The sequence below is a fragment of the Streptomyces sp. NPDC047028 genome, assembly GCF_040644095.1.
In the GTDB taxonomy this organism is placed as follows: Bacteria; Actinomycetota; Actinomycetes; order Streptomycetales; family Streptomycetaceae; genus Streptomyces.
Map to the genome: position 1 here is coordinate 1 of NZ_JBEYVS010000026.1, position 24,609 is coordinate 24,609.

24 protein-coding genes, 1 tRNA gene and 3 pseudogenes are annotated in these 24,609 nt (G+C 71.1%); 10 read left to right on the top strand and 18 right to left on the bottom strand.

Features of this window, described 5'->3' with window-relative positions; all coding sequences use genetic code 11:
- The 5 genes and pseudogenes from ABZ854_RS22655 to ABZ854_RS22675 all read right to left on the bottom strand — a co-directional run.
- Positions 1–1,220 (bottom strand): M4 family metallopeptidase (locus ABZ854_RS22655; RefSeq protein WP_361213998.1); only part of this gene is annotated, 1,220 nt, incomplete at its 3' end.
- 320 nt (positions 1,221–1,540) lie between these two features.
- The gene (locus ABZ854_RS22660) at positions 1,541–2,014 is read right to left on the bottom strand and encodes a hypothetical protein (protein WP_361213779.1); all 474 of its coding nucleotides are present in this window, start codon (positions 2,012–2,014) and stop codon (positions 1,541–1,543) included.
- A gap of 7 nt (positions 2,015–2,021) precedes the next feature.
- Positions 2,022–2,456 (bottom strand): annotated as a pseudogene (locus tag ABZ854_RS22665) (NUDIX domain-containing protein); the annotation flags it as partial.
- 21 nt (positions 2,457–2,477) lie between these two features.
- Positions 2,478–2,660, bottom strand: a pseudogene (locus ABZ854_RS22670) (DUF397 domain-containing protein); the annotation flags it as partial.
- Positions 2,657–3,493 (bottom strand): helix-turn-helix transcriptional regulator, encoded by an 837-nt coding sequence (locus ABZ854_RS22675; protein ID WP_361213781.1) that lies wholly within the window; start codon positions 3,491–3,493, stop codon positions 2,657–2,659. The pseudogene ABZ854_RS22670 and the gene ABZ854_RS22675, both read right to left, overlap by 4 nt.
- 204 nt (positions 3,494–3,697) lie before the next feature.
- Between ABZ854_RS22675 and ABZ854_RS22680 the strand changes: the two genes are divergently transcribed.
- Together ABZ854_RS22680 and ABZ854_RS22685 are read left to right on the top strand one after the other, a co-directional pair.
- Positions 3,698–4,102: an ATP-binding protein gene (locus tag ABZ854_RS22680; protein WP_361213783.1), complete on the top strand. Its 405-nt coding sequence runs from the start codon at positions 3,698–3,700 to the stop codon at positions 4,100–4,102.
- A gap of 36 nt (positions 4,103–4,138) precedes the next feature.
- A complete protein-coding gene (locus tag ABZ854_RS22685; RefSeq protein ID WP_361213784.1) occupies positions 4,139–5,047 on the top strand; it encodes a hypothetical protein in 909 nt (302 codons plus the stop codon).
- Positions 5,048–5,148: 101 nt separating this feature from the next.
- Here ABZ854_RS22685 and ABZ854_RS22690 read toward each other — a convergent pair whose 3' ends face one another.
- A complete protein-coding gene (locus tag ABZ854_RS22690; RefSeq protein WP_361213786.1) occupies positions 5,149–5,856 on the bottom strand; it encodes a pentapeptide repeat-containing protein in 708 nt (235 codons plus the stop codon).
- Positions 5,857–5,939: 83 nt separating this feature from the next.
- Here ABZ854_RS22690 and ABZ854_RS22695 point away from each other — a divergent pair.
- Positions 5,940–6,266 (top strand): annotated as a pseudogene (locus ABZ854_RS22695) (FAD-dependent oxidoreductase); the annotation flags it as partial.
- A 141-nt stretch (positions 6,267–6,407) separates the two neighbouring features.
- The gene (locus ABZ854_RS22700) at positions 6,408–7,955 is read left to right on the top strand and encodes an MFS transporter (RefSeq protein WP_361213788.1); all 1,548 of its coding nucleotides are present in this window, start codon (positions 6,408–6,410) and stop codon (positions 7,953–7,955) included.
- A 37-nt stretch (positions 7,956–7,992) separates the two neighbouring features.
- Here ABZ854_RS22700 and ABZ854_RS22705 read toward each other — a convergent pair whose 3' ends face one another.
- From ABZ854_RS22705 to ABZ854_RS22715, 3 genes are read right to left on the bottom strand one after another with little or no spacing between them, the layout of a single operon-like run.
- Positions 7,993–8,475, bottom strand: a complete 483-nt coding sequence (locus ABZ854_RS22705; protein WP_361213790.1) for a GNAT family N-acetyltransferase — start codon at positions 8,473–8,475, stop codon at positions 7,993–7,995.
- A 44-nt stretch (positions 8,476–8,519) separates the two neighbouring features.
- Positions 8,520–9,944: an FAD-dependent oxidoreductase gene (locus ABZ854_RS22710; RefSeq protein ID WP_361213792.1), complete on the bottom strand. Its 1,425-nt coding sequence runs from the start codon at positions 9,942–9,944 to the stop codon at positions 8,520–8,522.
- Between the two features lie 10 nt (positions 9,945–9,954).
- Positions 9,955–10,620: a rhomboid-like protein gene (locus ABZ854_RS22715; RefSeq protein WP_361213794.1), complete on the bottom strand. Its 666-nt coding sequence runs from the start codon at positions 10,618–10,620 to the stop codon at positions 9,955–9,957.
- Between the two features lie 144 nt (positions 10,621–10,764).
- On the opposite strand from ABZ854_RS22715, the gene ABZ854_RS22720 reads away from it, so the two are divergent.
- A complete protein-coding gene (locus ABZ854_RS22720; protein WP_361213796.1) occupies positions 10,765–11,946 on the top strand; it encodes a right-handed parallel beta-helix repeat-containing protein in 1,182 nt (393 codons plus the stop codon).
- Positions 11,947–12,011: 65 nt separating this feature from the next.
- Positions 12,012–13,040 carry a methyltransferase gene (locus ABZ854_RS22725; RefSeq protein WP_361213798.1) on the top strand — a complete coding sequence of 343 codons (1,029 nt, stop codon included), beginning with the start codon at positions 12,012–12,014 and terminating at the stop codon, positions 13,038–13,040.
- A gap of 125 nt (positions 13,041–13,165) precedes the next feature.
- Here ABZ854_RS22725 and ABZ854_RS22730 read toward each other — a convergent pair whose 3' ends face one another.
- The 7 genes from ABZ854_RS22730 to ABZ854_RS22760 form a co-directional block, all read right to left on the bottom strand.
- Positions 13,166–13,495: a TcmI family type II polyketide cyclase gene (locus ABZ854_RS22730; protein ID WP_129308364.1), complete on the bottom strand. Its 330-nt coding sequence runs from the start codon at positions 13,493–13,495 to the stop codon at positions 13,166–13,168.
- Between the two features lie 19 nt (positions 13,496–13,514).
- The gene (locus tag ABZ854_RS22735) at positions 13,515–13,994 is read right to left on the bottom strand and encodes an SRPBCC family protein (RefSeq protein WP_361213800.1); all 480 of its coding nucleotides are present in this window, start codon (positions 13,992–13,994) and stop codon (positions 13,515–13,517) included.
- Position 13,995: 1 nt separating this feature from the next.
- On the bottom strand, positions 13,996–14,253 hold the full coding sequence (locus tag ABZ854_RS22740; RefSeq protein WP_361213802.1) for an acyl carrier protein: 258 nt from the start codon (positions 14,251–14,253) through the stop codon (positions 13,996–13,998).
- A gap of 22 nt (positions 14,254–14,275) precedes the next feature.
- On the bottom strand, positions 14,276–15,538 hold the full coding sequence (locus tag ABZ854_RS22745; protein ID WP_361213804.1) for a beta-ketoacyl synthase N-terminal-like domain-containing protein: 1,263 nt from the start codon (positions 15,536–15,538) through the stop codon (positions 14,276–14,278).
- Entirely contained in the window at positions 15,535–16,803 is a 1,269-nt protein-coding gene (locus ABZ854_RS22750; RefSeq protein WP_361213806.1) for a beta-ketoacyl-[acyl-carrier-protein] synthase family protein, read from the bottom strand. Before ABZ854_RS22750 ends, ABZ854_RS22745 begins: the two co-directional genes overlap by 4 nt.
- Positions 16,800–17,288: a cupin domain-containing protein gene (locus ABZ854_RS22755; protein WP_361214000.1), complete on the bottom strand. Its 489-nt coding sequence runs from the start codon at positions 17,286–17,288 to the stop codon at positions 16,800–16,802. The genes ABZ854_RS22750 and ABZ854_RS22755 overlap by 4 nt, the downstream gene beginning before the upstream one ends.
- A 123-nt stretch (positions 17,289–17,411) precedes the next feature.
- Entirely contained in the window at positions 17,412–18,503 is a 1,092-nt protein-coding gene (locus ABZ854_RS22760; protein WP_361213808.1) for a SchA/CurD-like domain-containing protein, read from the bottom strand.
- Positions 18,504–18,843: 340 nt separating this feature from the next.
- Between ABZ854_RS22760 and ABZ854_RS22765 the strand changes: the two genes are divergently transcribed.
- Positions 18,844–20,484, top strand: a complete 1,641-nt coding sequence (locus ABZ854_RS22765; RefSeq protein WP_361213810.1) for an FAD-dependent monooxygenase — start codon at positions 18,844–18,846, stop codon at positions 20,482–20,484.
- Positions 20,485–20,611: 127 nt separating this feature from the next.
- Here the strand turns inward: ABZ854_RS22765 and ABZ854_RS22770 are convergent, their stop codons facing one another.
- Together ABZ854_RS22770 and ABZ854_RS22775 are read right to left on the bottom strand one after the other, a co-directional pair.
- Entirely contained in the window at positions 20,612–21,214 is a 603-nt protein-coding gene (locus tag ABZ854_RS22770; protein ID WP_361213812.1) for a HutD family protein, read from the bottom strand.
- 85 nt (positions 21,215–21,299) lie between these two features.
- Positions 21,300–21,373: transfer RNA gene (locus tag ABZ854_RS22775), tRNA-Thr, on the bottom strand.
- Between the two features lie 223 nt (positions 21,374–21,596).
- Between ABZ854_RS22775 and ugpC the strand changes: the two genes are divergently transcribed.
- The 3 genes from ugpC to ABZ854_RS22790 all read left to right on the top strand — a co-directional run bounded on the left by ugpC (position 21,597) and on the right by ABZ854_RS22790 (position 24,241).
- Positions 21,597–22,733, top strand: a complete 1,137-nt coding sequence (gene ugpC, locus ABZ854_RS22780; protein ID WP_361213814.1) for a sn-glycerol-3-phosphate ABC transporter ATP-binding protein UgpC — start codon at positions 21,597–21,599, stop codon at positions 22,731–22,733.
- Between the two features lie 229 nt (positions 22,734–22,962).
- The gene (locus ABZ854_RS22785) at positions 22,963–23,424 is read left to right on the top strand and encodes a hypothetical protein (protein WP_361213816.1); all 462 of its coding nucleotides are present in this window, start codon (positions 22,963–22,965) and stop codon (positions 23,422–23,424) included.
- A gap of 85 nt (positions 23,425–23,509) precedes the next feature.
- Positions 23,510–24,241 (top strand): nucleotidyltransferase family protein, encoded by a 732-nt coding sequence (locus ABZ854_RS22790; RefSeq protein WP_361213818.1) that lies wholly within the window; start codon positions 23,510–23,512, stop codon positions 24,239–24,241.
- The last annotated feature ends 368 nt before the right edge of the window (positions 24,242–24,609 follow it).

Below are 24,609 nucleotides of genomic sequence, written 5' to 3' on the forward strand. Positions count from 1 at the left end.
TCCATGTAGCGCAGCGGGGTGCCGTCGCCGTTGATGTCGATCTTCTCGCCGATCAGGTAGTCACCCTTGTCGGACGAGTTGTTGGCGTACCACTCCACCGCCGTGCCGAAGATGTCGGAGGTGGCCTCGTTCAGGCCGCCGGACTCACCACGGTAGTTGAGGCCGGCGGTGGCCGCGGTCAGACCGTGGCTCATCTCGTGGCCGGCGACGTCGAGGGCGGTCAGCGGGTCGGCGTTGTTCGAGCCGTCGCCGTAGGTCATGCAGAAGCAGCTGTCGTCCCAGAACGCGTTGACGTAGGAGTTGCCGTAGTGGACGCGGGAGTAGGCGGCCCGGCCGTCGCCGGCGATGCCGTTGCGGTTGAACGCGGACTTGTAGAAGTCCCAAGTGACGGCGGCACCGTAGGCGGCGTCGACGGCGGCGGTCTGACGGCTGTTGATGGTGCCGTCGCCCCAGGTGTCGTCGGCGTCGTGGAAGAGGGCGCCGGTGCCGTTCGTCCCGCCGCCCAAGTCGTACGTCTTGTGCCCGCCGCGCCCGCCGTCGATCAGGTCCCAGCCACCGGAGGCGGCGGTCGTACCGAGGGAGACGGTTCCGCTGTACTGGCTGTTGCCGGTCCCGGTGTCGGTGTCGATCGCCTGGTAGGAGTAGATCTCCTTGCCGGTGGTGGCGTTGGTGATGACGTGCATCTCGCTCGGGGTGCCGTCGGCCTGGACGCCCTTGACGACGGACTCGTAGGCGAGGACGGGCTTCGCGCCGGCGGCCCAGATCACCTTGCGGGAGGTGGAGACGCTCTGCTTCGCCGTGTCGGCGGCCTTCAGCGCGGACTTCTTCGCGCTCGCCGCGGTGACGGTCGCGGACGTGGTCGGCACGGATATCCGGGCCGTGGTCGCCTTCGTCACGCTCTTGAGGTGACCGCCCTTGGCCACGTGGGTGACCAGGTCGCCGCCGAGCACGGGCAGACCGGCGTACGTCCGCTCGTACCTCGTGTGGACCGTGCCGTCCGCGTCCTTGACGACGTCCCGCACGACGAGCTTCTCCTGGGCGCCGAGCCCGAGCGTCTGCGCGGTCGCGCCGGCCGCGTCCTGGGCCGCCTTGACGGCGTGCGCCCGCGCGGACGCCGTGAACGGTACGGCCATGGCGCCGAGGGTGTGTGTGGAGGCGCCGGGGGTGGGCGCCGGGGCGGCGGTGGCGGCGGCTCCGCTCTGCAACGCGAGCACGACCATCGCGGCCGAGCCGATCAGGGCGGCGGCACGGGTCGCGGTCCTGCGGGACGTGCGGGAGGTGGGGGCGCTGTGGGCTGCGTGGGGCTGCTGGCTCACTCGATCTCCTTCGGACCGGTCTCGTGGGGTGTCGAGACACAGGTGGGAGGGGGTGCAACTCGTTGCGGCGGCGGGGAGAGAGTGACACCGGTGAGCGTTGAATTGACAGAGGTCAGACAAGACTTTACATGTTCGTGTCCGAATGCCGTGGCCAGAATTCCGTTATGCGAACAACCCGGAGACCCCGGCACCCCTTTGAAGAAGCGCAGGTGACCGCCCAGGTGTCACACCCGCCGGGCCAGTTCCTCCCGCATCGCCGCACGGGCCGCCCACACGGCTCGCGCGTGCCGGAGCCGGCTCTCCTCGAACTCCGGCGTGCCGAGCGCGGGCTCCCCTGCGGCGAACACCTCCAGCAGCTCCCGCAGGGAGGCGTAGACGTCCTCGATGACGGCCGACATCTCCTCCGGCGCGCAGATCAGCGCGGTCTCCCGGACCTCGTCGCAGCCCGAGGCGCGGAACGCCTCACGTACGGCCGACTCCCGCCGGGCGTGCGGTCCGTCCCGGTGAACGGTCGCGGCGGTGTGCATGTCCTCGTAGGCCAGCCGGTACTTGGTCAGGCAGGTCACATAGATGTCCCGCCGCTCGCGCCGGGCACGGTCGGCGTCATCCCTCCGCCAGCGCACCCGGTCGGCGAGCAGCGTCGACCCGACCCCGACCAGCGCACCGATCCCGGTCCCGGCGAGCGTCCCCCACTCCACCGTCGCCTCAGCCCTCCCACGCGTCCAGCAGCCGCGCGAGCCCCGGCGGCCACACCGGCTCACGCTCCTCGGCGAGTTCGGCACGGCTCCACCAGCGCCAGGTGAGGATGCCGTCGGCCTCGTGGGCGGCGGCCACGTCCGGCCCGGCGGGGTCGCGGTGCGGTCCGGGGGTCACGTAGACGTGCTCGTGCTGACGGACGGGGACGTTGTGGTGGGTGAAGTCGTGTTCCCAGGTGCACAGGAGTGCGCCCGGGGTGAGATCGGTCCACCCCGTCTCCTCCCCCAGCTCCCGCAGGGCGCCCTCACGCGGAGTCTCCCCGGCCTCCAGCCCGCCTCCGGGCAACGACCAGTGCACCCCGACCTCCACGTTGTCGTACCGGAACAGAAGAACGGCTCCCGCCGGGTCCACGACGGCTACGCGAGCGGCACGGCGAGGGGTGCGGAGGCAGGCTCCGGGCGCGCCTTTGAGGAAGTCGAGGAAGGGGGCGAAGGAGGTGAGGGGGAAGGTGAGGGTGGCCCGGGCGGGGGCTTTGGAGTCCCGGAGGGATATGTGGGTAGGGGTGGCTGCCGCGACCTCGACGCAGTTGTTACCGTCGTCCGGCCCCGAGTGGGAGGACTTTCGCCAGTTGCCCGTGAATTGCCTCATAGGTCCTTCGCCAGCCGATGGATGAAGTCGCGTGACTGTCCCGGGGTGAGTGCCACCGTCTCCACTTTACGGAAACGCGTTCGAAAGACGCCGAGTTGCGCATCCGAGTCGATGAAGGCCGAGCCATGCGGAACGTCGCGCACCACCGTGTCCAGCTTGGGCACGGTGGACCGCACGTACGTCATGGCACTGGCAGCCCCGCCGAAACGATCGAGATCGAAGGGGATGACCCGTACGGAGACGTTCCGCGCTTCGGACCGCCTCAGAAGCTCGGCGAGTTGCGCCCGGGAAGCGGCGCGGTCGCTGACTCTGATACGCAGGGCCGACTCATGAATCACCAGGTCGTACGAGACGTCGACTCGCTGGCGTCGCATGCGTAGCTGGACACGCAAGTCCAGTTCCTCAGGAGCGAGCTCCGGGATTCGGGCGGAGAAGACCGCGCGGGCATACTCCTCCGTCTGCAACAGGCCCGGCACGTAGAGGATCGCGATCTCTCGCAGAGACGTCGCGTGGTGCTCCAGTTCCGCGAGGTCCAGGAACGATGTCGGCAACAGCCCCCTGAAGTCCTCCCACCACCCACGCGTTTTGTCGGTGGCCATGACGACCAGCGCCTCGACGAACTCCCTGTCCGTGCAGGCGTAATGAGACGCAAGCCGACGTACCCGTTGCTCACTCACTCCCACGAGTCCGGCCTCGATCTGGCTGATCTGAACCCGATTGGCGCCGAGCAACGCCGCCGCCTCCACGGCAGTGAGCCCTGCCGCCTCGCGAAGCCGTCGCAGCTCGACTCCAAGGCGCAACTGCCGTGCCGTCGCCTCGCGCCTCAGGACCATCCGTGCTCCCCGCTCAACATCTCGGCAAATGCGGCTCGTTCGGGCGTAGATTACGCGATCCGCTTGCTTCGGATTACGCGTAACCCATACCGTCAGTCACGCACTGCTCACGCGCTGGAAGCGCACCGCTCCGCCCTGCCACGACGGCTGCGGCAATGCCACCGCGCGCCCTCTCCCCTCTCACACCACCGGAGTTGATGCCCCATGCCCGAAACCTGGGACTACACCCTCTACATCCCCAACGACCTCAGAGCAGTGACCGTCTCCCGCCGCACCCTTCGCCTGATCCTGACCCTGCACGGCCTGATCGGGCTCGTCGACACCGCCGAACTGCTGGCAGCTGAGCTGGTGTCCAACGCCGTACGGCACACGAAGGGCCCGGCCGCGCTCAGGGTGCGCCGCACGGAGGAAGGCGCGGTGTGGATCGGGGCATGGGACACCGACCCGGCACCTCCCGAGCCACCCAAGCCCCTCACACAGCTCACCGAGCTGGAGGACGGCCGGGGCCTGGGCCTGGTCAAGGCATGGGCGGACCACTGGGGCTGGCAGCCCTCGGCGAGGTTCGGCAAGCGGGGCAAGTTCGTCTGGGCGCAACTCGCGGCCGCGTGACTCGTTGATCATCTCGGCACACAGGAAGGAGAGCCGATGGTCGGCTCGTCGCACGAGGCGCTGCACCGCATCTTCCAGAAGGACCCGGCACTGCTGACCCGCACCTTGCAACGGGTGCTGGACGTACCGTTTCCCGAACCGAGGGAGATCGCCGCGCTCAACGTGGACCTCACCGAGATCGAACCGGTCGAGCGCCGCGTGGACACACTGCTCCGGGCGGAGACGGACGAGGGGACGTATCTCCTCGTGGTCGAGGCGCAGAGAAGGGTTGATGAGCGCAAGCGGGGCAGCTGGCCCTACTACCTGTCCTACTTGTATGAGAAGTACCGGTGCGAGCCGGTACTCATCGTCACCACACAGAGCAGGACCACCGCCAAGTGGGCGTCGCGGCCGATCCGGCTGGGTTTTCGCGAATGGCACTCGCTGACGGTACGGCCGTTGGTACTGGGCCCGGACAACGTGCCGATGGTCACCAACCTGCGGGAGGCCGAACGGGACGTCCCCCTCGCGGTGCTCTCGGCCATGACACACGGACTCGGGCCGCAGTCTCCGGCCATACTGGACACGCTGGCCACCGCCCTGCGGACCATCGATCCGGACAGCGCCGCGGTCTTCGTGCAGTTCGTCGACTCATGCCTGGCAGACCCCCAGGCCAAGCAGTTGTGGAGGGAATTGATGACGCAGATCCAGTACTTCTGGCGACACCCCCTCGCCGAACAGGTCCGCGAGGAAGGCCGGGAAGAAGGCCGGGAAGAAGGCCGCGAAGAAGGCCGGGCCCAGGCAAAGGCCGAGATGATCCTCCGCATCCTGCAGTGGCGTGGCCTTGACGTGCCCGACGACGTCCGCGAGCGAGTTGAGGCCTGCACCGACCTCGACCAGCTCGAGAAGTGGGCCCAGCGGGCCGTGCACGCCGGCGAGTCCGGGGAACTGTTCCTCCAGCAGTGACCGTAGGGGCCGTGGCCCTGGCCGGGGTTGGCGGCCTTGGTGGGCTGCGTTCTTGGCGTTGGTTCACGGGCGCGGGTTTTGCCCCATTCTTTTGACGGGGGTCAGGGGAGGACTTTGATGCCCAGCTCCGCTGCCAGGGCCGGGGCCAGGTCCAGTAGTTGGGCCGGGGTGATGGCCGAGCCCCTCAGGCGGTCCAGGCCGCGGGTGATGTCCAGGTGGGACGCGCCGCGTAGGTCGACGTCCTTCAGGGTCGTACCGCCGAAGTCGGCTCCGCGTAGGGCGGAGCCGGTGAACTCGACGCGTTCCAGGTGGGCGCCCGCGAAGTCCGGTTCGACGAGGACGCAGTTGTCGAAGACGACGTCCTTGAGGCGGGCCTCGCGGAGGTTCAGGTAGTCGATCTTGCCGCCTCGGATGACGACCCGTTCGAGGACGGCGCCGTGGAGCTGGGTGCCGCCGAGACGGGGGTCGAGGACTTCGACGTCGCGGAACGTCGACTCCGCCAGGTTCGTGCCGACGCCCCGGATGCCGGTGAGGACCGTGTCGAGGAAGCGGGCCCGGCCCAGTGCCGTCTCGTCCAGCGCGCAGCCCGTCAGCGCGCAGTCCATGAAGCGGGCGCCCGCGCCGTCGTGGCCGGAGAGGTCCGCGTCCCGGAACTCCAGGCCGTCGTAGTCGCCGTCCGGTTCCAGCAGGGCGCCGGGCCACGGGGAGGGAGGGGGCAGGCGCAGCTCCGGGCGGCGGGCGGGCCTCGGCTCCTCCGCTCCGGAGTTCGCCGAGGTCCCCGCCGGTCGTGCTGCCGCTCTTCTCACCATGGGCCCATCGTGCACTCCCCCACCGACAACGCCCTTGACCTGCGGAGATTTCCTCACACGGCCCGCCGATGTCACATTCCGGCGTCCAGGGGCAGATTCCCGTCGGGCCGGGTGAGGGGTGCGAGGACGGGGTCGTACGGGCCGAGGAGCTGCTCGACCTCGGGTTCGGGGGGTGGCGGGAGCGGGTGGTGTGGCGGCGGGAGTCCGTGGCGAGCGGGCGTACGGGGGCCGTGGACCTGCCGGGCAGCAGCTGGCGGGACCGGCCGGCGGTCGACCGGGGCGACGGGGTCTGTCTCGCCGGGGACGAGGTCGCGGCCCCCGGGGTGCTGTCGGAGGTGTCGTTCGACAGCGCCGTCACCGCCGTGTCGCTGATCCTCGGGCGGGCCGCCCTCGACCTCAGGGGTGCCTGAGGTCGACGCGGACCGGAGGAGTCGCCTGGACTACGTGGGAACCCGGGAGGGCGCGAAGTCGTGGAAGGAGGTGCTGGGGTCATGTTCAGACGCCGGTCGAGCGGGGATGCGATACGTACCGATTCGTGGTCTTCTGGCCAGGTGAGTATCGGCCGAACGGGTGAATCTGCCGACGGGGTCGCGGGGCCCGCCGGTGCTGCCGGAGCCTCAGCCGCGCGGGACGGAGGAGCCGATCCCCATCGCTGGTGGGGGCTGGTCGTCATCGCCCTCGCCCAGCTGATGGTCGTCCTGGACGCGACGATCGTGAACATCGCGCTGCCCTCGGCGCAGCACGACCTGGGCATGTCGGACGCCAACCGGCAGTGGGTGATCACCGCCTACACCCTCGCCTTCGGCGGGCTGCTGCTGCTGGGCGGCCGGATCGCCGACCTGGCCGGGCGCAAACGCACCTTCGTCATCGGGCTCATCGGCTTCGCCGTGGCCTCCGCGATCGGCGGCGCGGCGAACAGCTCGGGCATGCTCTTCGGGGCGCGTGCGCTGCAGGGCGTGTTCGCGGCCGTGCTGGCGCCGTCCGCGCTCAGTCTGCTGACCACGACGTTCACCGACCCCCGGGAGCGCGGCAAGGCGTTCGGGATCTACGGCGCCCTCGCCGGCAGTGGCTCCGCGATCGGGTTCATCCTCGGCGGGCTGCTCACCGAGTACCTGAACTGGCGCTGGTGCCTGTACGTCAACGTGCCCATCGCCGTCATCGCGGTCCTCGGCGCGCTCTCACTGCTGCACGACCGCCCAGGCCACCGCGAGGCCCGGCTGGACGTGCCGGGCGCGCTGCTGGGCTGCGGCGGGCTCGTCGCCGTGGTCTACGGCTTCAGCGAGGCCCAGCCCCGGGGCTGGACCGACCCGCTGGTGCTCGCCCTGTTCGCGGCCGGCGTGCTGCTGCTCGTCGTGTTCGTGTGGTGGCAGAACCGGGCCCCCAGCCCGCTGCTGCCACTGCACATCGTCCGGGACCGCAACCGCTCCGGCTGCTTCCTGACGATGATGCTCGCGATCATCGGCATGTTCGGCCTGTTCCTGTTCATGACCTACTACCTCCAGGTCATCCTCGGCTACTCGCCGGTCCGGGCGGGCATGGCGTTCCTGCCGCTGACGGCCGCGATCATCATCGGGTCCACGCAGATCTCGGCCCGGCTGCTGCACCACGTGGCGCCGCGGCTGCTGATGGTGCCGGGGATGCTGCTCGCGGCGGGCGGCCTGCTGCTGCTGACCCGGATGACCGTCCACTCGTCGTACACGACCGAGGTCCTGCCCGCGCTGCTCCTGCTCGGCCTCGGCATGGGCCTGACCTTCATGCCGGTGTTCGCCACGGCGACGGCCGGGGTGGCGCCCCGCGACTCCGGGGTCACCTCGGCGACCGTCAACACCGCCCAGCAGGTCGGCGGCTCCATCGGTACGGCCCTGCTCAACACCATCGCCACCACCAGCAGCGCCGCCTACATCGCCGCCCACCTGCACAACCCGGCCGACAGGGCCACGGTCGTGCCGGTGGGCGTGGTGCACGGCTACACCGTCGCCATCTGGTGGGCGGCGGCCGTGATGCTGCTGGCCGGTCTGGTCGCGGGCCTGATGGTCACCGCGAAGGCCCCGAAACACGAGGCCCCGACGGACGCCCCGGTCCCGGAACCGGTGCCGTAGACGCGCGTCAGCCCGACCAACGTCAGCCCGCCATGCGTCAGCCCGCCGCCCGGCCCAGCTCGGCCAGCGGGCCGTCCGTCAGGCGGTACACCGTCCACTCGTCCTGCGGGCGCGCGCCGAGCGCCTCGTAGAAGCCGATCGCGGGCCGGTTCCAGTTCAGCACCGCCCACTCCAGGCGCTCGTAGCCGCGCTCGACGCAGATACGCGCCAGCTCGGTCAGCAGCGCCCGCCCGTGGCCGCCGCCCCGCGCGGAGGGGCGGACGTACAGATCCTCCAGGTAGATGCCGTGCACCCCGCGCCAGGTGGAGAAGTTCAGGAACCACAGGGCGAACCCGGCCGCCTCCCCGGTCACGTCGTCCTCCGCGATGTGCGCGAACGCCGCCGGCCGCTCCCCGAACAACGCCTCCCGCAGCTGCTCCTCACTGGCCCGCACCTCGTCGAGCGCCTTCTCGTACTCGGCCAGCTCCCGGATCAGGGCATGGATGACGGGGACGTCGGCGGGGGTCGCGGTGCGAATCATGAGGGGAGGGTAGCCGTGGGGGCCCGTCCCCGGTCACCGGGGTTTCAGTGACGCCCCGACACCCGGTCCGCCACCTGGGCGAGGCGGGAGGAGTCGCTGCTGGGGTGGAGGCGTTCTCGCTGGTCGGCGGAGCGGTAGGTGGCGTACATGGCCTGGACGCCGAGCCAGCGGAGGGGTTCCGGTTCCCATTTGCGGACCTTGTGGTTGGTCCAGGGGAGGGTGGTGAGGTCGGTCGGGCCGGACTGGCCGGAGTCCTGCTGGACGAGGTCGGTGAGGGTGCGGGCGGCGAGGTTGGTGGTGGCGACGCCGGAGCCGACGTAGCCGCCGGCCCAGCCGAGGCCGGTGGAGCGGTCCAGGGTGACGGTGGCGCACCAGTCGCGCGGGACGCCGAGGACTCCGGACCAGGCGTGGGCGACGCGGACGCCGGCCAGGGCAGGGAAGAAGCGGGTCAGGATGTCGTGGAGGGCCTCGACGGTGGCCCGCTGGGTGCGGCCGTCGTTGTCGGTGCGGGAGCCGAAGCGGTACGGCACCCCGCGCCCGCCGAGCGCGATCCGGCCGTCGGCGGTGCGCTGGGCGTACATGTAGGCGTGCGCCATGTCGCCGAGGGTCTCGCGGCCCTCCCAGCCGATCGACGCCCACTGCTCGTCGGTGAGCGGCTCGGTGGCGATCATCGAGGAGTTCATGGGGAGCCAGGTGCGTTTCTGGCCCTTCAGGGCGGCCGTGAAGCCTTCGGTGCAGCGCAGGATGTACGGGGCGCGGACGGTGCCGTACGGGGTGACGGCGTGCTTGGGGCGGATCTCGGTGACCGGTGTCGACTCGTGGATGGTGACACCGAGGGCCTCCACGGCCGCCGCGAGTCCCTTGACGAGTTTCACCGGGTGCAGGCGGGCGCCGTGCGGGGTCCAGGCGGAGCCGACGGCGTCGGCGACGCGGACGCGGGCGGCGGTCTCGCGGGCGCCGTACAGCTCGCGGTCCTTCTCGCCGTACGACAGCTCGTGCTCGTGGAACGCCTTCAGCCGGGCGAGCTGGGCGGGGGTGGTGGCGACCTCCAGGACGCCGCCCTTGTGGACGTCGGCGTCGATGCCCTCCGCCTCGGCGACGCGGATCACCTCGTCGACGGTGTCGTTCATCGCCTTCTGCAGGCGTACGGCGGCATCGTGGCCGTGGAGTTTCGCGTACCGGTCGCGGCCGGCGACGCCGTTGTAGAGCCAGCCGCCGTTGCGGCCGGAGGCGCCGTAGCCGCAGAACTTCTGCTCCAGGACGGTGACGCGGAGGAAGGGGGCGGCCTTCTTCAGGTAGTACGCCGTCCACAGGCCGGTGTAGCCGCCGCCGACGATGACGACGTCGGCGCTCGCGTCCCCGGCGAGGGGTTCCCGGACGGCGGGGAGCCCGTCGTCCGCGTACCAGAACGAGACGCCGCCGTTGACCGCGCCGACCGTACCGACCGCACTGCTTGCCCAGCTGCTCATGGGCGGGACGTTAACCCCTGGTGGTGACCGGTGTCTCCTTCGGATTCCGTGCTTTTTCGGGGCCCCTGGTCAATGGATAGCAGGCGAATCCGATCAGTACGGACAGGAAGTGGCCGAAGTCGGTGAACGTGCGATCGGTGACCAGGGGGACGGTGTAGTAGGCGAGCAGGGCCGTGAGGTACAGGTACCGCCAGGGGGCGCGGATGCGGTACGTGAGGACGGCCATCACCCCGGCCAGGGCGTAACTGACGCCGATGTCCAGGGTGTTGACCGCCGAGTGCGGGGCCATGCCGTCGTGTATCGCCACCAGCAGCGCCAGCTCGCTGATGAGGGAGGCGAGGACGTGCGCCGAGGCGCAGACGGCGAGCCAGCGGGCGGTGCCGAGCCAGCGCTCGGCGGGGGCGTGGAAGACGGTGTACAGCAGGACGTACGGCAGCCAGTGGCCGCCCTGGATCCACATCGCGCTGGCCACGAGGACGCGGACCGGGTTCTGGGACAGCTCGTGGATGTTGGTCGAGCGCTGCCGCAGGAAGTGCTGCTCGAACTGCGGGGACATGTGGTGCAGGGCGACCGTGGTGACGAAGAGGACGGCCAGCCACAGGTAGGTGCCGGGGGCGCTGCGGACGTAGGCCGCCGCTGTGCGCAGGCCGCGCCGGGTTCGTATGACCAGGTCCACGTGGCCAGTATGCGGCGGACGGGAGGCGTCGGCCCGGCCGGTGGCGGCCCCGGTGGGCCGAGAGGGCGAGGGCACCAAGGGGTGACACGCCGTTGGTTGGCCGATCGAGGGGGCGGAGGCAGACTCGGTCATACCGTACTCGATATGACGAAATGCCACATCTCGTATCTCGTGTGTGCCGCCGCCCTCCTCGGCGCGTCACTGGGCGCCGCCCCCGCGGCCACCGCCTCCGCCGGCCTGCCGGCCGGGCCCGCGCAGCCGGGCCTCGCCCACGCGTTCCACCTGGTCCGTCCGGGTCAGTCGATCCAGCAGGTCGTGGACGCGGCCAAGGCCGGGGACACCGTCCTCATCGCCCCCGGCACCTACCACGAGAGCGTCAAGGTGATGACCCCGGGACTGACCCTGCGGGGTGTGGGCCCGAGGACCGTCATCGAACCCGCCGCCACCACGAGCACCACCAGCACCACCAGCGCCACGAAGAAGCCGGCCAAGAACGCCAAGGGCTCGAAGGGCGCCAAGGGCACCAAGGACGCCAAGAGCTGCGCCGCCGGCGGCAACGGCATCTGCGTGGTCGGCACCAAGGACAAGAACGTCGCGGGCGTCACCATCGCCGACCTGACCGTGACCGGGTTCAGCCGGACCGGGGTGTTCGGCATGGCGACGGACACCATGACCGTCCGCAACGTGAACGCCGTCAAGAACGGCGTCTGGGGCATCGCCCAGGAACGCTCGGTGCACGGCGTGTTCCGGCACAACACCGCCCGCGAGAACGGCGACGCCGGCATCTTCCTCGCCAACACCATCAAGGAGGAGGCGGGCGCCACCGACGCCGGGCAGACGATCGTCGAGCACAACCGGGTCGAGGACAACCGGATCGGCATCACCGTCCGCCGGCTGCGCGACCTCACCGTCGCCCACAACACCATCACCGGCAACTGCGCCGGCGTGTTCGTCGTCGGCGACGAGAACAAGCCCAAGGCCGGCGACCTCACCGTGACCGGCAACCGCGTCACCGGCAACAACAAGTCGTGCCCGAAGACCGACCGGCTGCCCGCCCTCCAGGGCTCCGGCATCGTCCTGACCGGCACCGAGAAGGTCCTGGTCAGCGACAACGTGGTCACCGGCAACGCGGGCAGCTCCCCGCTGTCCGGCGGCATCGTGCTCTTCAAGAGCTTCGTCGGCGCCACCAGCGACCACAACGAGATCAGCGACAACACGCTGGACAGCAACTCCCCCGCCGACCTCGTCAACGGCGACACCAGCGGCAAGAACAACGCCTTCGAGCACAACGCGTGCCGGGCGTCCAAGCCTTCGGGCCTGTGCTGACCGCCAGGCCGCTGCCGCTCGTGGACCGACGCAAGCCCAAGAACCCCAAGAAGGAGGCACGGCAGATGAGAGCCGCTGAGACAGCCCCACCGCCGCCCATGCGGCTGCGCGAGCTGGTGTTCGGGGCGGCCTGCGCCGCGGCCGTGCGGGCCGCCGCCCGGCTGGGCGTCGCCGACGCCCTCGGGGACGCCCCCATGGCCGTCGAGGACCTCGCCACGACGGTGAAGGCGGAGCCGAAGCCGCTGCGCCGGCTGCTGCGCGCCCTGTCCTGCTACGGCGTCTTCGCCGAGCAGGCGGACGGCACGTTCGCGCACACCGACATGTCCCGGCTGCTGCGCGAGGACGACCCGCACAGCCTGCGGGACATCGCCCTGTGGTGCACCGAACCGTGGACCTGGGACGCCTGGCCCCGGCTCGACGAGGCCGTGCGCAGCGGGAAGAACGTCGTGGAGGACCTCTACGGCAAGGAGTTCTTCCCCTACCTCAACGAGGACGCCCCCGAGTCCGCGGACGTCTTCAACCGGGCCATGACCACCTCCAGCGAGCAGTCCGCGCGGGACGTCGCCGCCCTGCTGGACCTGTCCGGCGCCAAGTCGGTCGCCGACATCGGCGGCGGCCAGGGGCACGTCGTGGCCTGCCTGCTGGACAAGTACCCGGTGATGCAGGGGTCGTTGCTCGACCTGCCCCGCGTCGTGGAGAACGCGTTGCCCCGGCTCCGCGAGGGCGGCGACCTCGCCGACCGCGCGCGGATCGTGCCGGGCGACGTGCGCGACGCCGTGCCCGTCGAGACGGACGTCTACATCATCAAGAACATCCTGGAGTGGGACGACGAGAGCACGGCCCGCACCCTGCGCAACGTCACCCGGGCCGGCGGTCCCGGCGCGCGGGTCGTCGTCATCGAGAACCTGGTCGACGACACCCCGTCCATGCGGTTCTCCACCGCCATGGACCTGCTGCTGCTCCTCAACGTCGGCGGCGCCAAGCACACCACCGACAGCATGCGCAGCCGGCTGACCGGCGCCGGGCTCGTCATCGACGACGTCCAGCCGGTCAACCCGTACCTGCACGCCTTCGACTGCCACGTCCCCGGCTGACCGGACACGGCACGTGCACGACCGGCCGCCGGGCCCGCGACGCTGCGGGCCCGGCGGCCGGTGGTCGTCCGGGCGGCTGCCCGGGTGGTCGTCCGGGCGCCTGCCCGGGCGGGTGCTCCCGGGCGTCAGACGCGGTCGCGCTCCCAGAGGTAGAAGCGCTGTGCCATGGCGTCCTTCGGGGACCGCCAGGACTCCGGGTTGTACGCGCTGACGTACGCCTTCAGGCGCTCGCTGACGTCCCGGAACTCGGGGTGCTCGGTCACCTGCGCGATGGCCGGGCCGGGGTCGTGCTCGGACTCGATGAGGTGCATGTACACGTCGCCGAACTGGAAGAGGCTGCGCCGCCGGACACCGACGAGGTGCGGCAGCTCGCCCCGGTCCGACTCCTCGAACACCTTGGCGATGTCGAGGGCGGAGCCGGGGGCCATGCGGGCGACGATCAGGGCCTGGTGCACGGTACCGTCCCTTCCCGGCTCAGTCGGCGAGGGCGGGCGCCGGACGGTTGCCCTGCGCCGCCTTCTCGATCTTGTCGCGGATGAGCCCCATCTGGACCTTCGAGTTCCGGTTGATGTTGTCGGTCATCCAGTCGTCGTCGACCGGCGCGTCCGGCTTCATCGCGAAGTCCTGCGTCCACACCATGCGGGTGCCGGCCGGTACCTCCTCGTACCGCCAGACGATGTTCATGTGCGCGAACGGCCCGGTCTCCACCCGGCGCGCGTGCACGGTGAGGCTGTCGCGGTCCGGCTCGCGCTCGGAGACCCAGCTCCACACAGTGCCGTTCTCGTCCGGGTGCATCGTCAGCCGGAACGTCGTCTTCATGCCCTCGCGGGAGAGGACCTCGACCGACGCGTACTCGGTGAACAGGTTCGGCCAGTTCTCCAGGTCGTTGGTCATGTCCCAGACCAGGTCGAGCGGGGCGGCGACGGTGATCTCGTTCTGCGTGTGTCCTGCCATGTCAGGCTCCTGCCATCAGTGTGCTGTTGACGAGTTCGAGGAACTGCCGGGGCGTCTTGCAGCGCTCGGCGTCCGGCGGCATCGGGATCTCGTGCCGGTTCTCCAGCTCGCCGACGATGCCGAGCAGACCGAGCGAGTCGACGCCGAGGGAGTCGAAGCCGGAGTCGTAAGCGGCCTCCAGCGCCTCGGGGGTGACGGTCACTCCGGCCGCCTTCTTCATCAGAGCGGCCAGTTCTTCCACGGTGATCTGGGCAGACATGCGTTGTCCTCCTTCGCTGTGCTCACTGCACGGCGCCGTGCCTCAGCACGAGCGCCGAGTTCGACCCCATGAGCCCGCGGCTGAGCACCAGTGCCGTACGCGGCTCGGCGACCCGGGCGCGCCCGGTCACGAGGTCGAGGTCGTGGCAGACGTCGAACACGTTCGGCGTCGGCGGGATCAGTCCGTGCTCCATCGCGAGGACGGCCGCCGCCACGTCCAGCACCGGCGCCGCGCAGTAGCCGCGCCCGATGCCGGTCTTCGGCGCCGTCACCGGCACCCGCGCGGCGTGCGCGCCGAGCGCGTCTGCCAGCGCCAGCGCCTCGGCCCGGTCCGCCTCCGGCACGCCGAGGGCGTCGGCGAAGACCACGTCGACCTCCTCCGGCGCACACCCCGCCTCCGCCAGCGCGCCCCGGATCGCCTGCGCGAGCCCCTCCCGGGACTCCGCCCACCGGGAGGCCCCGGTGAAGGTGGCCGCGTGCCCCGCGATCAGCGCCCGTACGGCGGCCCCCCGCGCGCGGGCGGCACCCGCCGACTCCACGACGAGCATCGCCCCGCCCTCCGCCGGCACGAACCCGCAGGCGGCGGACGTGAACGGGCGGTAGGCACGATCCGGGTCGGTCTCCCGGCTCAGCTCCTCGTAGCCGAGCTGGCACACCATCGAGTACGGCGCGAGCGGCGCCTCCGTGGAGCCCGCCACGATCGTGTCGGTGCCGCGCCGCACCGCCCGCGCCGCGTGCGCGAGGGCGTCCAGGCCGCCGGCCTCGTCCGAAGCGACGACCGAGCAGGGCCCCTTGAAGCCCCGGCGGATGGACACCTGGCCGGTCGAGGCGGCGTAGAACCAGGCGATCGACTGGTACGGCCCGACGAACCGGCTGCCCTTGCCCCACAGTTGCTGGAGCTCACGCTGGCCGAACTCGCCGCCGCCGGAGCCGGCCGCGGTGACCACGCCGACCGAGAACGGCTCGGCCGAGGTGTCCACCTGGCCGAGGCCCGCGTCGTCCAGCGCGAAGTCGGCCGCCGCCATCGCGTAGTGGGTGAACCGGTCGGTCTGGACGAGGAAACGCTCCTCGATCGTCGCCGCCGGATCGAACGACCTGACCTCGCCGGCCACCTTCAGCGGAAGATGCCCGCAGCCCTCCCGGGTGATCCGGTCCAGGACGCTCAGGCCCTCCTGCGTGGCCTTCCAGAAGGTGTCCGTGCTCGTGCCGTTGGGCGCGACCACCCCGATACCGGTGACGGCCGCCCGCCGGTCCCCGGCGCTGCCTCCCGTATGCGGTTCGCTCATCGTGACCTCTCCCTCGTCCGGGTCAGGACCACCGCCGACTGGAAACCGCCGAACCCGCTGCCCACCGACAGGACGCTCGACAGCTTTCGGTCACGGGCGACACGCGGCACGTAGTCCAGGTCGCACTCGGGATCCGGGGTCTCGTAGTTCGCCGTCGGCGGTACGACCTGCCTGGCCAGCGCCAGCACACAGGCCACCACCTCGATCGCGCCGATCGCCCCGAGCGAATGCCCCACCATCGACTTGATGGAGGACATCGGGGTGCCGTACGCGTGCTGCCCGAGCGCCCGCTTCACGGCGGCCGTCTCGTGCCGGTCGTTCTGCCGGGTGCCGGAACCGTGCGCGTTGACGTAGTCGATGGCCGTCGGGTCCAGCCGGGCGTGGTCCATGGCGGTGTCGATCGCCCGGGCCATCTCCAGGCCCTCACTGGTCAGACCGGTCATGTGGTACGCGTTGCCGAACGTGGCGTAGCCGCCCAGTTCGCAGTAAACGTGGGCGCCGCGCGCCCGCGCGTGCTCCAACTCCTCCAGGACGAGCACCGCGCCGCCCTCACCCATGACGAACCCGTCACGGTTGTTGTCGAAGGGCCGGGAGGCGTGCGCCGGGTCGTCGTTGTTCGGCGAGGTCGCCTTGATCGCGTCGAAACAGGCCATGGTGATCGGGGAGATCGGCGAGTCCGACGCCCCGGCTATGCAGATGTCGGCCCGCCCCTCCTCCACGGTGTGGAACGCGTACCCGACCGCGTCCAGGCCCGAGGTACAGCCCGTGGACACCGTCTGCACCGGGCCCCGGGCGCCGAACCGCTCCGCCACCGCCGAGGCCACCGTGCTCGGCGAGAACGCCCGGTGCAACTGTGGCTCCGCCCGCTCCTCTTGCACGTCCCAGCGCTCACCGCCATGACTGACCAGCACGTAGTCGTGCTCCAGCCGGGTCGTGCCGCCGACCGCCGTGCCCAGCGACACCCCGACCCGCCACGGGTTCTCCCGGCCCAGGTCGAGCCCCGCGTCCCGTACGGCCTCGTCGCCCGCCACGAGCGCGAACTGGATGTACCGGTCCGCCCGTTCGACGTCCTCGGGACCGAGGCCGTACGCCGCCGGATCGAAATCGCACTCCGCGGCGATCCGCGACCGCAGCCCCGACGGATCGAAGAACGTGATCCCCCGCGTCGCCGTCCGGCCCTCCGACAGCAGGTCCCAGAAGGCCGGCACACCTATGCCACCCGGCGCGACGATGCCTATGCCGGTCACCGCCACCCGCCGGCTCATGAGCCCACCTGCCCCCGGCCGGCGACCGCGGCCGTGGGCCCGGCCGCCACCGCCGCCCCCGCCCCCGTCAACGCCGCCTCGGCCTCCGCCACCGCGGCGGCGGCCGCGGCGATCTCCGACTCCGCGAGGCCCTCCGTGTCCACGTGCCCGAGCCGCGGCTCCGGCGCCAGCGGACCCAGGTGGAAGACCATCCGCGCCTCCACCTTGCCGACATTGCGGAACCGGTGCCGCATGTGCTTGGGGATCATCAGCCCCTGCTCGGGCCGCAGCGCCAGCGGCTCACCGTCCAGGTCGACCTCCAGCTCACCGCACACCACGTACACGAACTCCTCCGAGTACGGGTGGTAGTGCTCACCGATGCGCTCACCGGGCCGCACGATGGCCAGCCCCATGAAACCACTGGTGGCACCCGTCGTCGTCGGCGTCAGCATGGCGCGCAGATCACCGCCACGGCGCGTGTTGGGCTCGACCTCGCCGAGGTCCACGATCCTCGGCCGGGATGGGGTGGGGGATTGCGTCACGACATTCCTCCGTGAGGGAAGGGAAGTGGGGGGGTGGTCAGGGTGCGGTGGTCAGGCTGCGGGGGCCAGGGTGCGGCCGAGAGGTGTTCAGTCCTCGTCCGCCGAACGACGATCCGTGATCAGGTCCATGGGCGCGGGCTCCCCGGCGAGCAGCTTCCGCAACTGAGCCACCTGCCCCGCGTCCCCGGGCAGCGCCTCCGCGTCCCGCTCCCCGCGCAGATCCAGCAGCCGCACCACCACGTCGTCCCGCTGGAAGACCGTGCTGCGCAGCACCGCACTGCCCGGAACGTCCGCCGCCGCCGAGTCCCGCTGCGCCAGCAGCTCCGCCAGCCGCATCCCCGCACCCGGCCGCGCCGGATAGCACAGGGCCCGCCGTACGCCCTCGGCCTGCTCGTGCGCCGTCACGTGGTGCACCGCCGGCAGCGCCGCCCGCGTGAAGAACATCCGCGCCGACTCCTGGTCGTCCAGGTCCCGGTCCTGCTCCAGATACGGGTTCAGCGCCTCCTCGCACGCCCGGATCTCCGGCTGCCGCGCCACGTGCCGCAACGCCGCCAGCAGATCGCCGCGCACCTCGATCGCCCGCACCACCCGGTTGCCCACCATGAACAACGACGTCCGGCACAGCCGCGTCGCGTCGTCCACCCGGGCGCGCGGGGAGGCGTACTCCGACAGGATCCGCCGTACCTCCGCCTCCGTCCCCGGCTTCACCGTGAACGTCAGCGCGTGCCGGATCACTCCGTCACCGATCCGCGGATGCGCCTGCAACCGCCGCTCGTCACCCGGCTCGGCCACCGACGCCGCCGACCCCGTCTCCCGGACGATGTGGAAACGCAGCGACCGCGTGTCCCGCACACAACTGTGCAGCGGCTCCACCATCCGCACGTGCTCCTCGCTGTTCACCCAGGTCAGGAACGGCGGAGCGCTCTCCCACTCACTCGTGATGAGCCACTGCGACGGGTTCTCGATCGACTGGCACAGCTGGTCGCTCACATGCCCCGGGACCGACGCCACCTGCTTGCACAGCTGCTCGTACGCCTCCAGGAACTGCTGCTGCGCACCGTCGTACACATCCACCAGCAGGACGACCCGCAACCGGGAGCCGTCGAACACGGACTGCGAGACACGCTTGGACACCTCACGTGTCAGCGATTCAGAAAGACGTTCGGACGTGGTCGTCATCCTCGGCACATCTCCTTCGCGGGACAGGGCGGGACAGGGGCCGCGCCGGCCGCACCGGACGCGCCGGCAGCGCTCCTCGATCCTGTGCCGGTCCCCCACGAGCACGCGACTCGTATGAACCACGCGGGTGATGGGGCCCGAGGGACCGCTGAACCACGCGGGTGACGGGACCCCGCAGGGCCGCTGAACCACACGAGTGAGGGGCCCCGGCGGAGCCGCTGAACCACACGAGTGATGGCACGGCCGAAGCCACCGTCACCGGGCAAGAACACACACAGGCGCCCCCGCACGCGCGCACCCCACCGCCACGGCGCCCACGCACCAAGCCACTGGAGGCCCGATGCACCGAAAAGCCGACCACCGAGTCCCCGTCCTCATCGTGGGCGGCTCACTGGTGGGCCTGTCCATGTCCCTGTTCCTCGGCCGGCTCGGCGTACCGCACCTGCTCGTCGAACGTCACTCCGGGACCTCGATCCACCCGCGCGGACGCGGCAACAACGTCCGCACCCTGGAACTCTTCCACGTCGCCGGAGCCGAACCCGCCATCAAGGCCGCCGCGTCCCTGCTCGCCGACAACCACGGCATCCTCCAGACCCCCACCCTCGTCGGCGACGCCGGCGAATGGCTGTTCAAGGAGATCGACCCCGGCGGCGGACTCGCCCGGTTCAGCCCCACAGCCTGGTGCCTGTGCAGCCAGAACGACCTCGAACCCGTCCTCCTCGACACCGCCCGCGAACTCGGCGGCGACCTGCGCTACTCCCACGAACTGGAGACCTTCGAGCAGGACGCCCACGGAGTGACGGCCGTCGTCCGCGACCGCACCACCGACGAACGCCTCACTGTCCACGCCGACCACCTCGTCGCCGCCGACGGCCCCCGCAGCCCCGTCCGCGAACGCCTCGGTATCGGCCAGAGCGGGCCCGGCGACCTCTTCGCCAACGTCAGCGTCACGTTCCGTTCCGCCCGTCTCGCCGAAGTCGTCGGCGACCGCCGCTTCATCTGCTGCTACCTCACCAACCCCGAGGCCGACGGCGCCCTCCTCCCCGTCGACAACAAGGAGCGCTGGGTCTTCCACGCCCCCTGGCACCCCGAACACGGCGAAACCCTGGAGGAGTTCACCGAGGAACGCCTCCAACGGCACATCGCCCTCGCCGTCGGCGTCCCCGACCTCGACGTCGAGATCACCGGGATGGCGTCCTGGCGCGCCGCCGAACGCGTCGCCGACACCTACTCCGCCGGCCGCGTCTTCCTCGCCGGCGACTCCGCCCACGAGATGTCACCCACCGGCGCCTTCGGCTCCAACACCGGCATCCAGGACGCCCACAACCTCGCCTGGAAACTCGCCGCCGTCCACCAGGGCTGGGCCGGCCCCGGCCTCCTCGACACCTACGACACCGAACGCCGCCCCGTCGCCCTCGCCACCAGCGCCCGCGCCTCCGCCCGCTCCGTCGAACACGCCCACCCCGGCTTCGCCCCCGCCCCCGGCGTCGGCGGCGCCAAACGCGGCGGCATCCTCAACGTCGTCCTCGGCTACCACTACCCCCACGGAGCGGTCCTCGGCGGCGACCCCGACCAGCCCGTCGTCCCCGACACCCTCGACCTCACCGGCCGCCCCGGCACCCGCGCCCCGCACCTGTGGCTCCGCCGCGCCGGCGAGCGCCTCTCCACCCTCGACCTGTACGAACGCTCCCTCGTCCTCCTCACCGACGCCCCCGACGACGCCGGCTGGCACACCGCGGCCCGCCGCATCGCCGAGGCCGACGGCATCCCCCTCGACGCGTACCGCATCGGTCCCGGCGCCGACGCGGACCTCACCTACGACGACGACACCACCGACTGGGCCCGCCTCCACGGCGTCACCGCCGACGGCGCCGTCCTCATCCGCCCCGACGGCTTCATCGCCTGGCGCACCTCATCGGCGGCCCCGGACCCCGAGGGCGTGCTACGAGAGGTCCTACGCACCCTGCTCCGAACCAGCTGACCTACGGCAACGAGGCGGCCGGCGCCCTCGACGGGGGGGCGCCGGCCGCCTCGTACGCCGGAACGGCGCCCGGCACATGGGCAATCCGCGGGCAGGCGTGCCGCAGGGCGGCGCGGACGGCAACCTGTCAGCGCCGGGCCGCGCTACCCACCCCCGGCCGAGTGCCGCCCCGCTCCTCCAGCTCCACGATCGCCAGCACCCCCTCCACGCCGAGTTCGTCACCCTCCCCGTCCCGCAGCAGCACCGCGTCAAGGCGGCCGAGCCGGACCCCGGCCCCCTCCAGCACGGCCGACCCGTCCAGCACGACCACCAGCACATCCGTCGCGGCTACCGCCCGCACCGCCGTACGCGATCGCACCACCCGGACCGTCGCGGCCACCTCATCCCGCCGCACCATCACGTTGAAGTCCACGATCGGCCCACCCAACAGCCGGCACTCCGTGACCGCGTCACCGGAGAAGGTGAACGGCTCGTACGGCTCGTCCACGGTGTGCGGAACCCCGTCGACGACGAGCTCCATCCCCGCCCCCTCCACGAGGGTGATGACCCTCTCCACCCCCGGAAACGCGGAGAACGGCCCCCCGGCCGCCACATCGGCGACGCTGACCCGCCACCCGAAGTCCCCCGTCCCCGCCCCCACCGGCCGAACCGCGACCTCCGCCGTCAGCCCACCCCCGTTCTTCCACGGCGCGGACGCCCTGTCCCCGGCGCGCAGGATCTGCGGTGCCATGTGCTGTGTCCCTCCGGATCGACTCCCAGACGCAAACGACGAGGGCCACCCACACCGTGCGGTGCGGATGGCCCTGCGTGTCCGGAGCCCCCTGTCGGATTCGAACCGACGACCTTCGCTTTACAAGAGCGGCGCTCTGACCAGCTGAGCTAAGGAGGCATGCACGCGCGCGTGCCGCGTACGTGCCTGTGCAGTGTACCCAGGTCCCGAACCGCCCCTGCCGAGAATTTCCGTGAAGTTCACAGGGCTGTGGGTGCTGACAGATGCGGGGGGCGGCAGGTAGCGTCCTGAGGCAGTTCGCTCCGGTGGACTACACCAGACACCACCTTCCTACAACGGATCGTCCGGCACGTTCCTGCCGGTAGAAGGGGGCCCATTCACCATGGCCACAGTCACGTTCGACAAGGCGACCCGGATCTACCCGGGTTCCGACAAGCCCGCCGTCGACGGTCTCGACATCGCGATCGAGGACGGCGAGTTCCTCGTCCTGGTCGGCCCGTCGGGTTGCGGAAAGTCCACCTCGCTGCGAATGCTCGCGGGGCTGGAAGACGTCAACGGCGGCGCCATTCGCATCGGTGACCGCGACGTCACGCACCTGCCGCCCAAGGACCGGGACATCGCCATGGTGTTCCAGAACTACGCCCTGTACCCGCACATGACGGTCGCCGACAACATGGGCTTCGCGCTCAAGATCGCCGGTGTGCCGAAGGCGGAGATCCGGCAGAAGGTCGAGGAGGCCGCGAAGATCCTCGACCTGAGCGAGTACCTGGACCGCAAGCCGAAGGCGCTCTCCGGTGGTCAGCGCCAGCGTGTCGCGATGGGCCGTGCGATCGTGCGTGAGCCGCAGGTGTTCCTCATGGACGAGCCGCTGTCCAACCTGGACGCCAAGCTCCGTGTGTCCACGCGTACGCAGATCGCCTCGCTGCAGCGCCGTCTGGGCATCACCACGGTCTACGTCACCCACGACCAGGTCGAGGCCATGACGATGGGCGACCGGGTGGCCGTCCTCAAGGACGGCCTGCTCCAGCAGGTCGACTCGCCGCGCAACATGTACGACCGTCCGGCCAACCTGTTCGTCGCCGGGTTCATCGGCTCCCCCGCCATGAACCTGGTCGAGGTGCCGATCACCGACGGTGGTGTGAAGTTCGGCAACAGCGTGGTGCCCGTCAACCGGGAGGCGCTGAAGGCCGCCGCCGACAAGGGTGACCGTACGGTCACGGTCGGTGTGCGTCCCGAGCACTTCGACGTGGTCGAGCACGACGGTGGGGCGGCCGCGTCGCTGTCGAAGGACACCGCGGACGCGCCGGCCGGTCTGGCCGTCTCCGTGAACGTCGTCGAGGAGCTGGGCGCCGACGGGTACGTGTACGGCACCGCCGAGGTCGGCGGAGAGACGAAGGACCTGGTCGTCCGGGTCAACGGGCGTCAGGTGCCGGAGAAGGGCGCGCAGCTGCACGTCGTGCCGCGGCCGGGCGAAACCCACGTGTTCTCCACGTCCACGGGTGAGCGCCTCTCCGACTGACGGCTGACGCCGCCGAGCGAAACCCTCGTCTCGGGTGAAAACGCCCAGGTTGACGTCAAGGGCCCCGCAGTTCGCTGCGGGGCCCTCCGCGTTACGCGTGAATACCCCGGCAAGCGGGTGCATTTCGAGCAGCGTGCGTCAACCCGTCATCACCAAAAGGGCACCACTTCGTCCCCCGAACCGGTGACCAAATGTCGCCAAATCATTACCACGCGCTACGCTCCCGTGCGTGAAGCACTCCACCACCCCTCAGACGCGACGTGGCCACCGGGGCGGCCCTGCCCGCCGGATCGGCCGCACTCTCGCCTTCGTACTGCCCGTCGTCCTGGTGCTCTCCGGGACCCTCGCCGTCACGCGGGTCAACTGGACGGGGAGCCCCGGCAGCTCGGTGCTGACCGCCTCGGACGTCTCCTCGGCGGAGGTCTCCTCGCACCCGGTGTCCCGCCCCGCGCAGGACGTGCTGCGCGACCGGCTGATGACCGAGCTGCAGGACAAGAACCCGGGGGTGGTCCTGACCCACCTCCAGCAGGCCGTCAACGGGCACCCGGGGCTGGCGAAGCACTGCTCGTCGATCGCCCGCTCGCTGGGCAAGGCCGCGGTGCGGATCTACGGCGCCTCGCGCGCCCAGTCCTACGCCCGCCCGGTGTGCGACACGTCGTTCGCGTCCGGGGTGCTGGCCGCGCACAGCTGAAACCGCGTTCGGAAGTCGGTAACGGCTCCTTAAGAGGACGCCGTCGGCGGCCGGAGCGTGCGGGGCGCCACGTACAGTGCGGTCCATGACCCATCCGAACGCCGCGTCGCGCCCCACTCAAGCCGTGGTCCTGGCCGGTGGCCAGGGCTCACGGCTTCGTCCGTACACCGACGACCGGCCCAAGCCGATGGTCGAGATCCCCGGCACGGGCACCCCGATCATCGGCCATCAGCTCGTCTGGCTCGCCGAGGAGGGCGTGACGGACGTGGTGGTCTCCTGCGGCCACCTCGCCGAGGTCCTGCAGAAGTGGCTGGACTCCGCGGAGCTGCCCCTCTCGGTCACGACCGTCGTGGAGACCGAGCCGCTGGGCCGCGGTGGCGGCCTGAAGTACGCCGCCGCGCACCTGCCCCGACCCGAGCAGCCCTGGTACGCCACCAACGGCGACATCTGGACCCGCTTCTCGCTGCGGGACATGGCCGACTTCCACACCGAGCGGGACGCCGTCGCGACGCTCGCGCTGGCCCGTCCGCGGATTCCCTGGGGGGCCGTGCAGACGGACGGGTTCGGGCACATCACCGACTTCATCGAGGCGCCGCCGTCCACGTTCGAGATCAACGCGGGGGTGTACGTGTTCTCCGCGGAGTTCGCCGGGATGCTGCCGGAGCGGGGGGATCACGAGCGGACCACGTTCCCCCGGCTGGCCCGTGAGCGGCAACTCGCCGGGTTCCCGATTCCGCAGGGGTCGTACTGGCGGGCCATCGACACGGCGAAGGATCTGACGGAGGCGGCGAAGGAACTGTCCACGGGGCGTCGCTGACAGTTCCGCGGGCGCGGGTACGGCTGCGCTGCCAAGTGCGGGCACGTCGTGGCGTGTCGCGCAGTTCCCCGCGCCCCGGAGTCCCGAGTGCCGGCACGTATCGGCCCGTCGCGCAGTTCCCCGCGCCCCTGGGTGGGGTCACTTGCCGTGCGCCGGATCAGCTCCGCCTCCTGCGCGCGACGCACCCGCCTGCCCCGCCCAACCGCGGGCCAGCCTCCCGCGTCCCCCCTCAGCCGCCCGTCGGCCTCCTGCTCCCCGCCTCCGCCCAAGCCGCGGGCAGGCGGGCCACAGGGCGGCACGGGTGGGCGCGGGCGGCAACCTGTCGGCACCGGGGAGTGCACCCCGGTCGGCGCACGAAGGGACCGCAC

Excerpts from the sequence above, each read along its gene's own strand:
- ABZ854_RS22760 (WP_361213808.1), bottom strand. The coding sequence starts at position 18,503 with ATGACGACCACGTCCGAACGTCTTTCTGAATCGCTGACACGTGAGGTG.
- ABZ854_RS22705 (WP_361213790.1), bottom strand. The coding sequence starts at position 8,475 with ATGATTCGCACCGCGACCCCCGCCGACGTCCCCGTCATCCATGCCCTG.
- ABZ854_RS22685 (WP_361213784.1), top strand. The coding sequence starts at position 4,139 with ATGGTCGGCTCGTCGCACGAGGCGCTGCACCGCATCTTCCAGAAGGAC.
- ABZ854_RS22750 (WP_361213806.1), bottom strand. The coding sequence starts at position 16,803 with ATGAGCCGGCGGGTGGCGGTGACCGGCATAGGCATCGTCGCGCCGGGT.
- ABZ854_RS22740 (WP_361213802.1), bottom strand. The coding sequence starts at position 14,253 with ATGTCTGCCCAGATCACCGTGGAAGAACTGGCCGCTCTGATGAAGAAG.
- ABZ854_RS22675 (WP_361213781.1), bottom strand. The coding sequence starts at position 3,493 with ATGGTCCTGAGGCGCGAGGCGACGGCACGGCAGTTGCGCCTTGGAGTC.
- ABZ854_RS22690 (WP_361213786.1), bottom strand. The coding sequence starts at position 5,856 with ATGGTGAGAAGAGCGGCAGCACGACCGGCGGGGACCTCGGCGAACTCC.
- ABZ854_RS22745 (WP_361213804.1), bottom strand. The coding sequence starts at position 15,538 with ATGAGCGAACCGCATACGGGAGGCAGCGCCGGGGACCGGCGGGCGGCC.
- ABZ854_RS22790 (WP_361213818.1), top strand. The coding sequence starts at position 23,510 with ATGACCCATCCGAACGCCGCGTCGCGCCCCACTCAAGCCGTGGTCCTG.
- ABZ854_RS22680 (WP_361213783.1), top strand. The coding sequence starts at position 3,698 with ATGCCCGAAACCTGGGACTACACCCTCTACATCCCCAACGACCTCAGA.
- ABZ854_RS22720 (WP_361213796.1), top strand. The coding sequence starts at position 10,765 with ATGACGAAATGCCACATCTCGTATCTCGTGTGTGCCGCCGCCCTCCTC.
- ABZ854_RS22765 (WP_361213810.1), top strand. The coding sequence starts at position 18,844 with ATGCACCGAAAAGCCGACCACCGAGTCCCCGTCCTCATCGTGGGCGGC.
- ABZ854_RS22770 (WP_361213812.1), bottom strand. The coding sequence starts at position 21,214 with ATGGCACCGCAGATCCTGCGCGCCGGGGACAGGGCGTCCGCGCCGTGG.
- ABZ854_RS22710 (WP_361213792.1), bottom strand. The coding sequence starts at position 9,944 with ATGAGCAGCTGGGCAAGCAGTGCGGTCGGTACGGTCGGCGCGGTCAAC.
- ABZ854_RS22725 (WP_361213798.1), top strand. The coding sequence starts at position 12,012 with ATGAGAGCCGCTGAGACAGCCCCACCGCCGCCCATGCGGCTGCGCGAG.
- ABZ854_RS22735 (WP_361213800.1), bottom strand. The coding sequence starts at position 13,994 with ATGGCAGGACACACGCAGAACGAGATCACCGTCGCCGCCCCGCTCGAC.
- ugpC (WP_361213814.1), top strand. The coding sequence starts at position 21,597 with ATGGCCACAGTCACGTTCGACAAGGCGACCCGGATCTACCCGGGTTCC.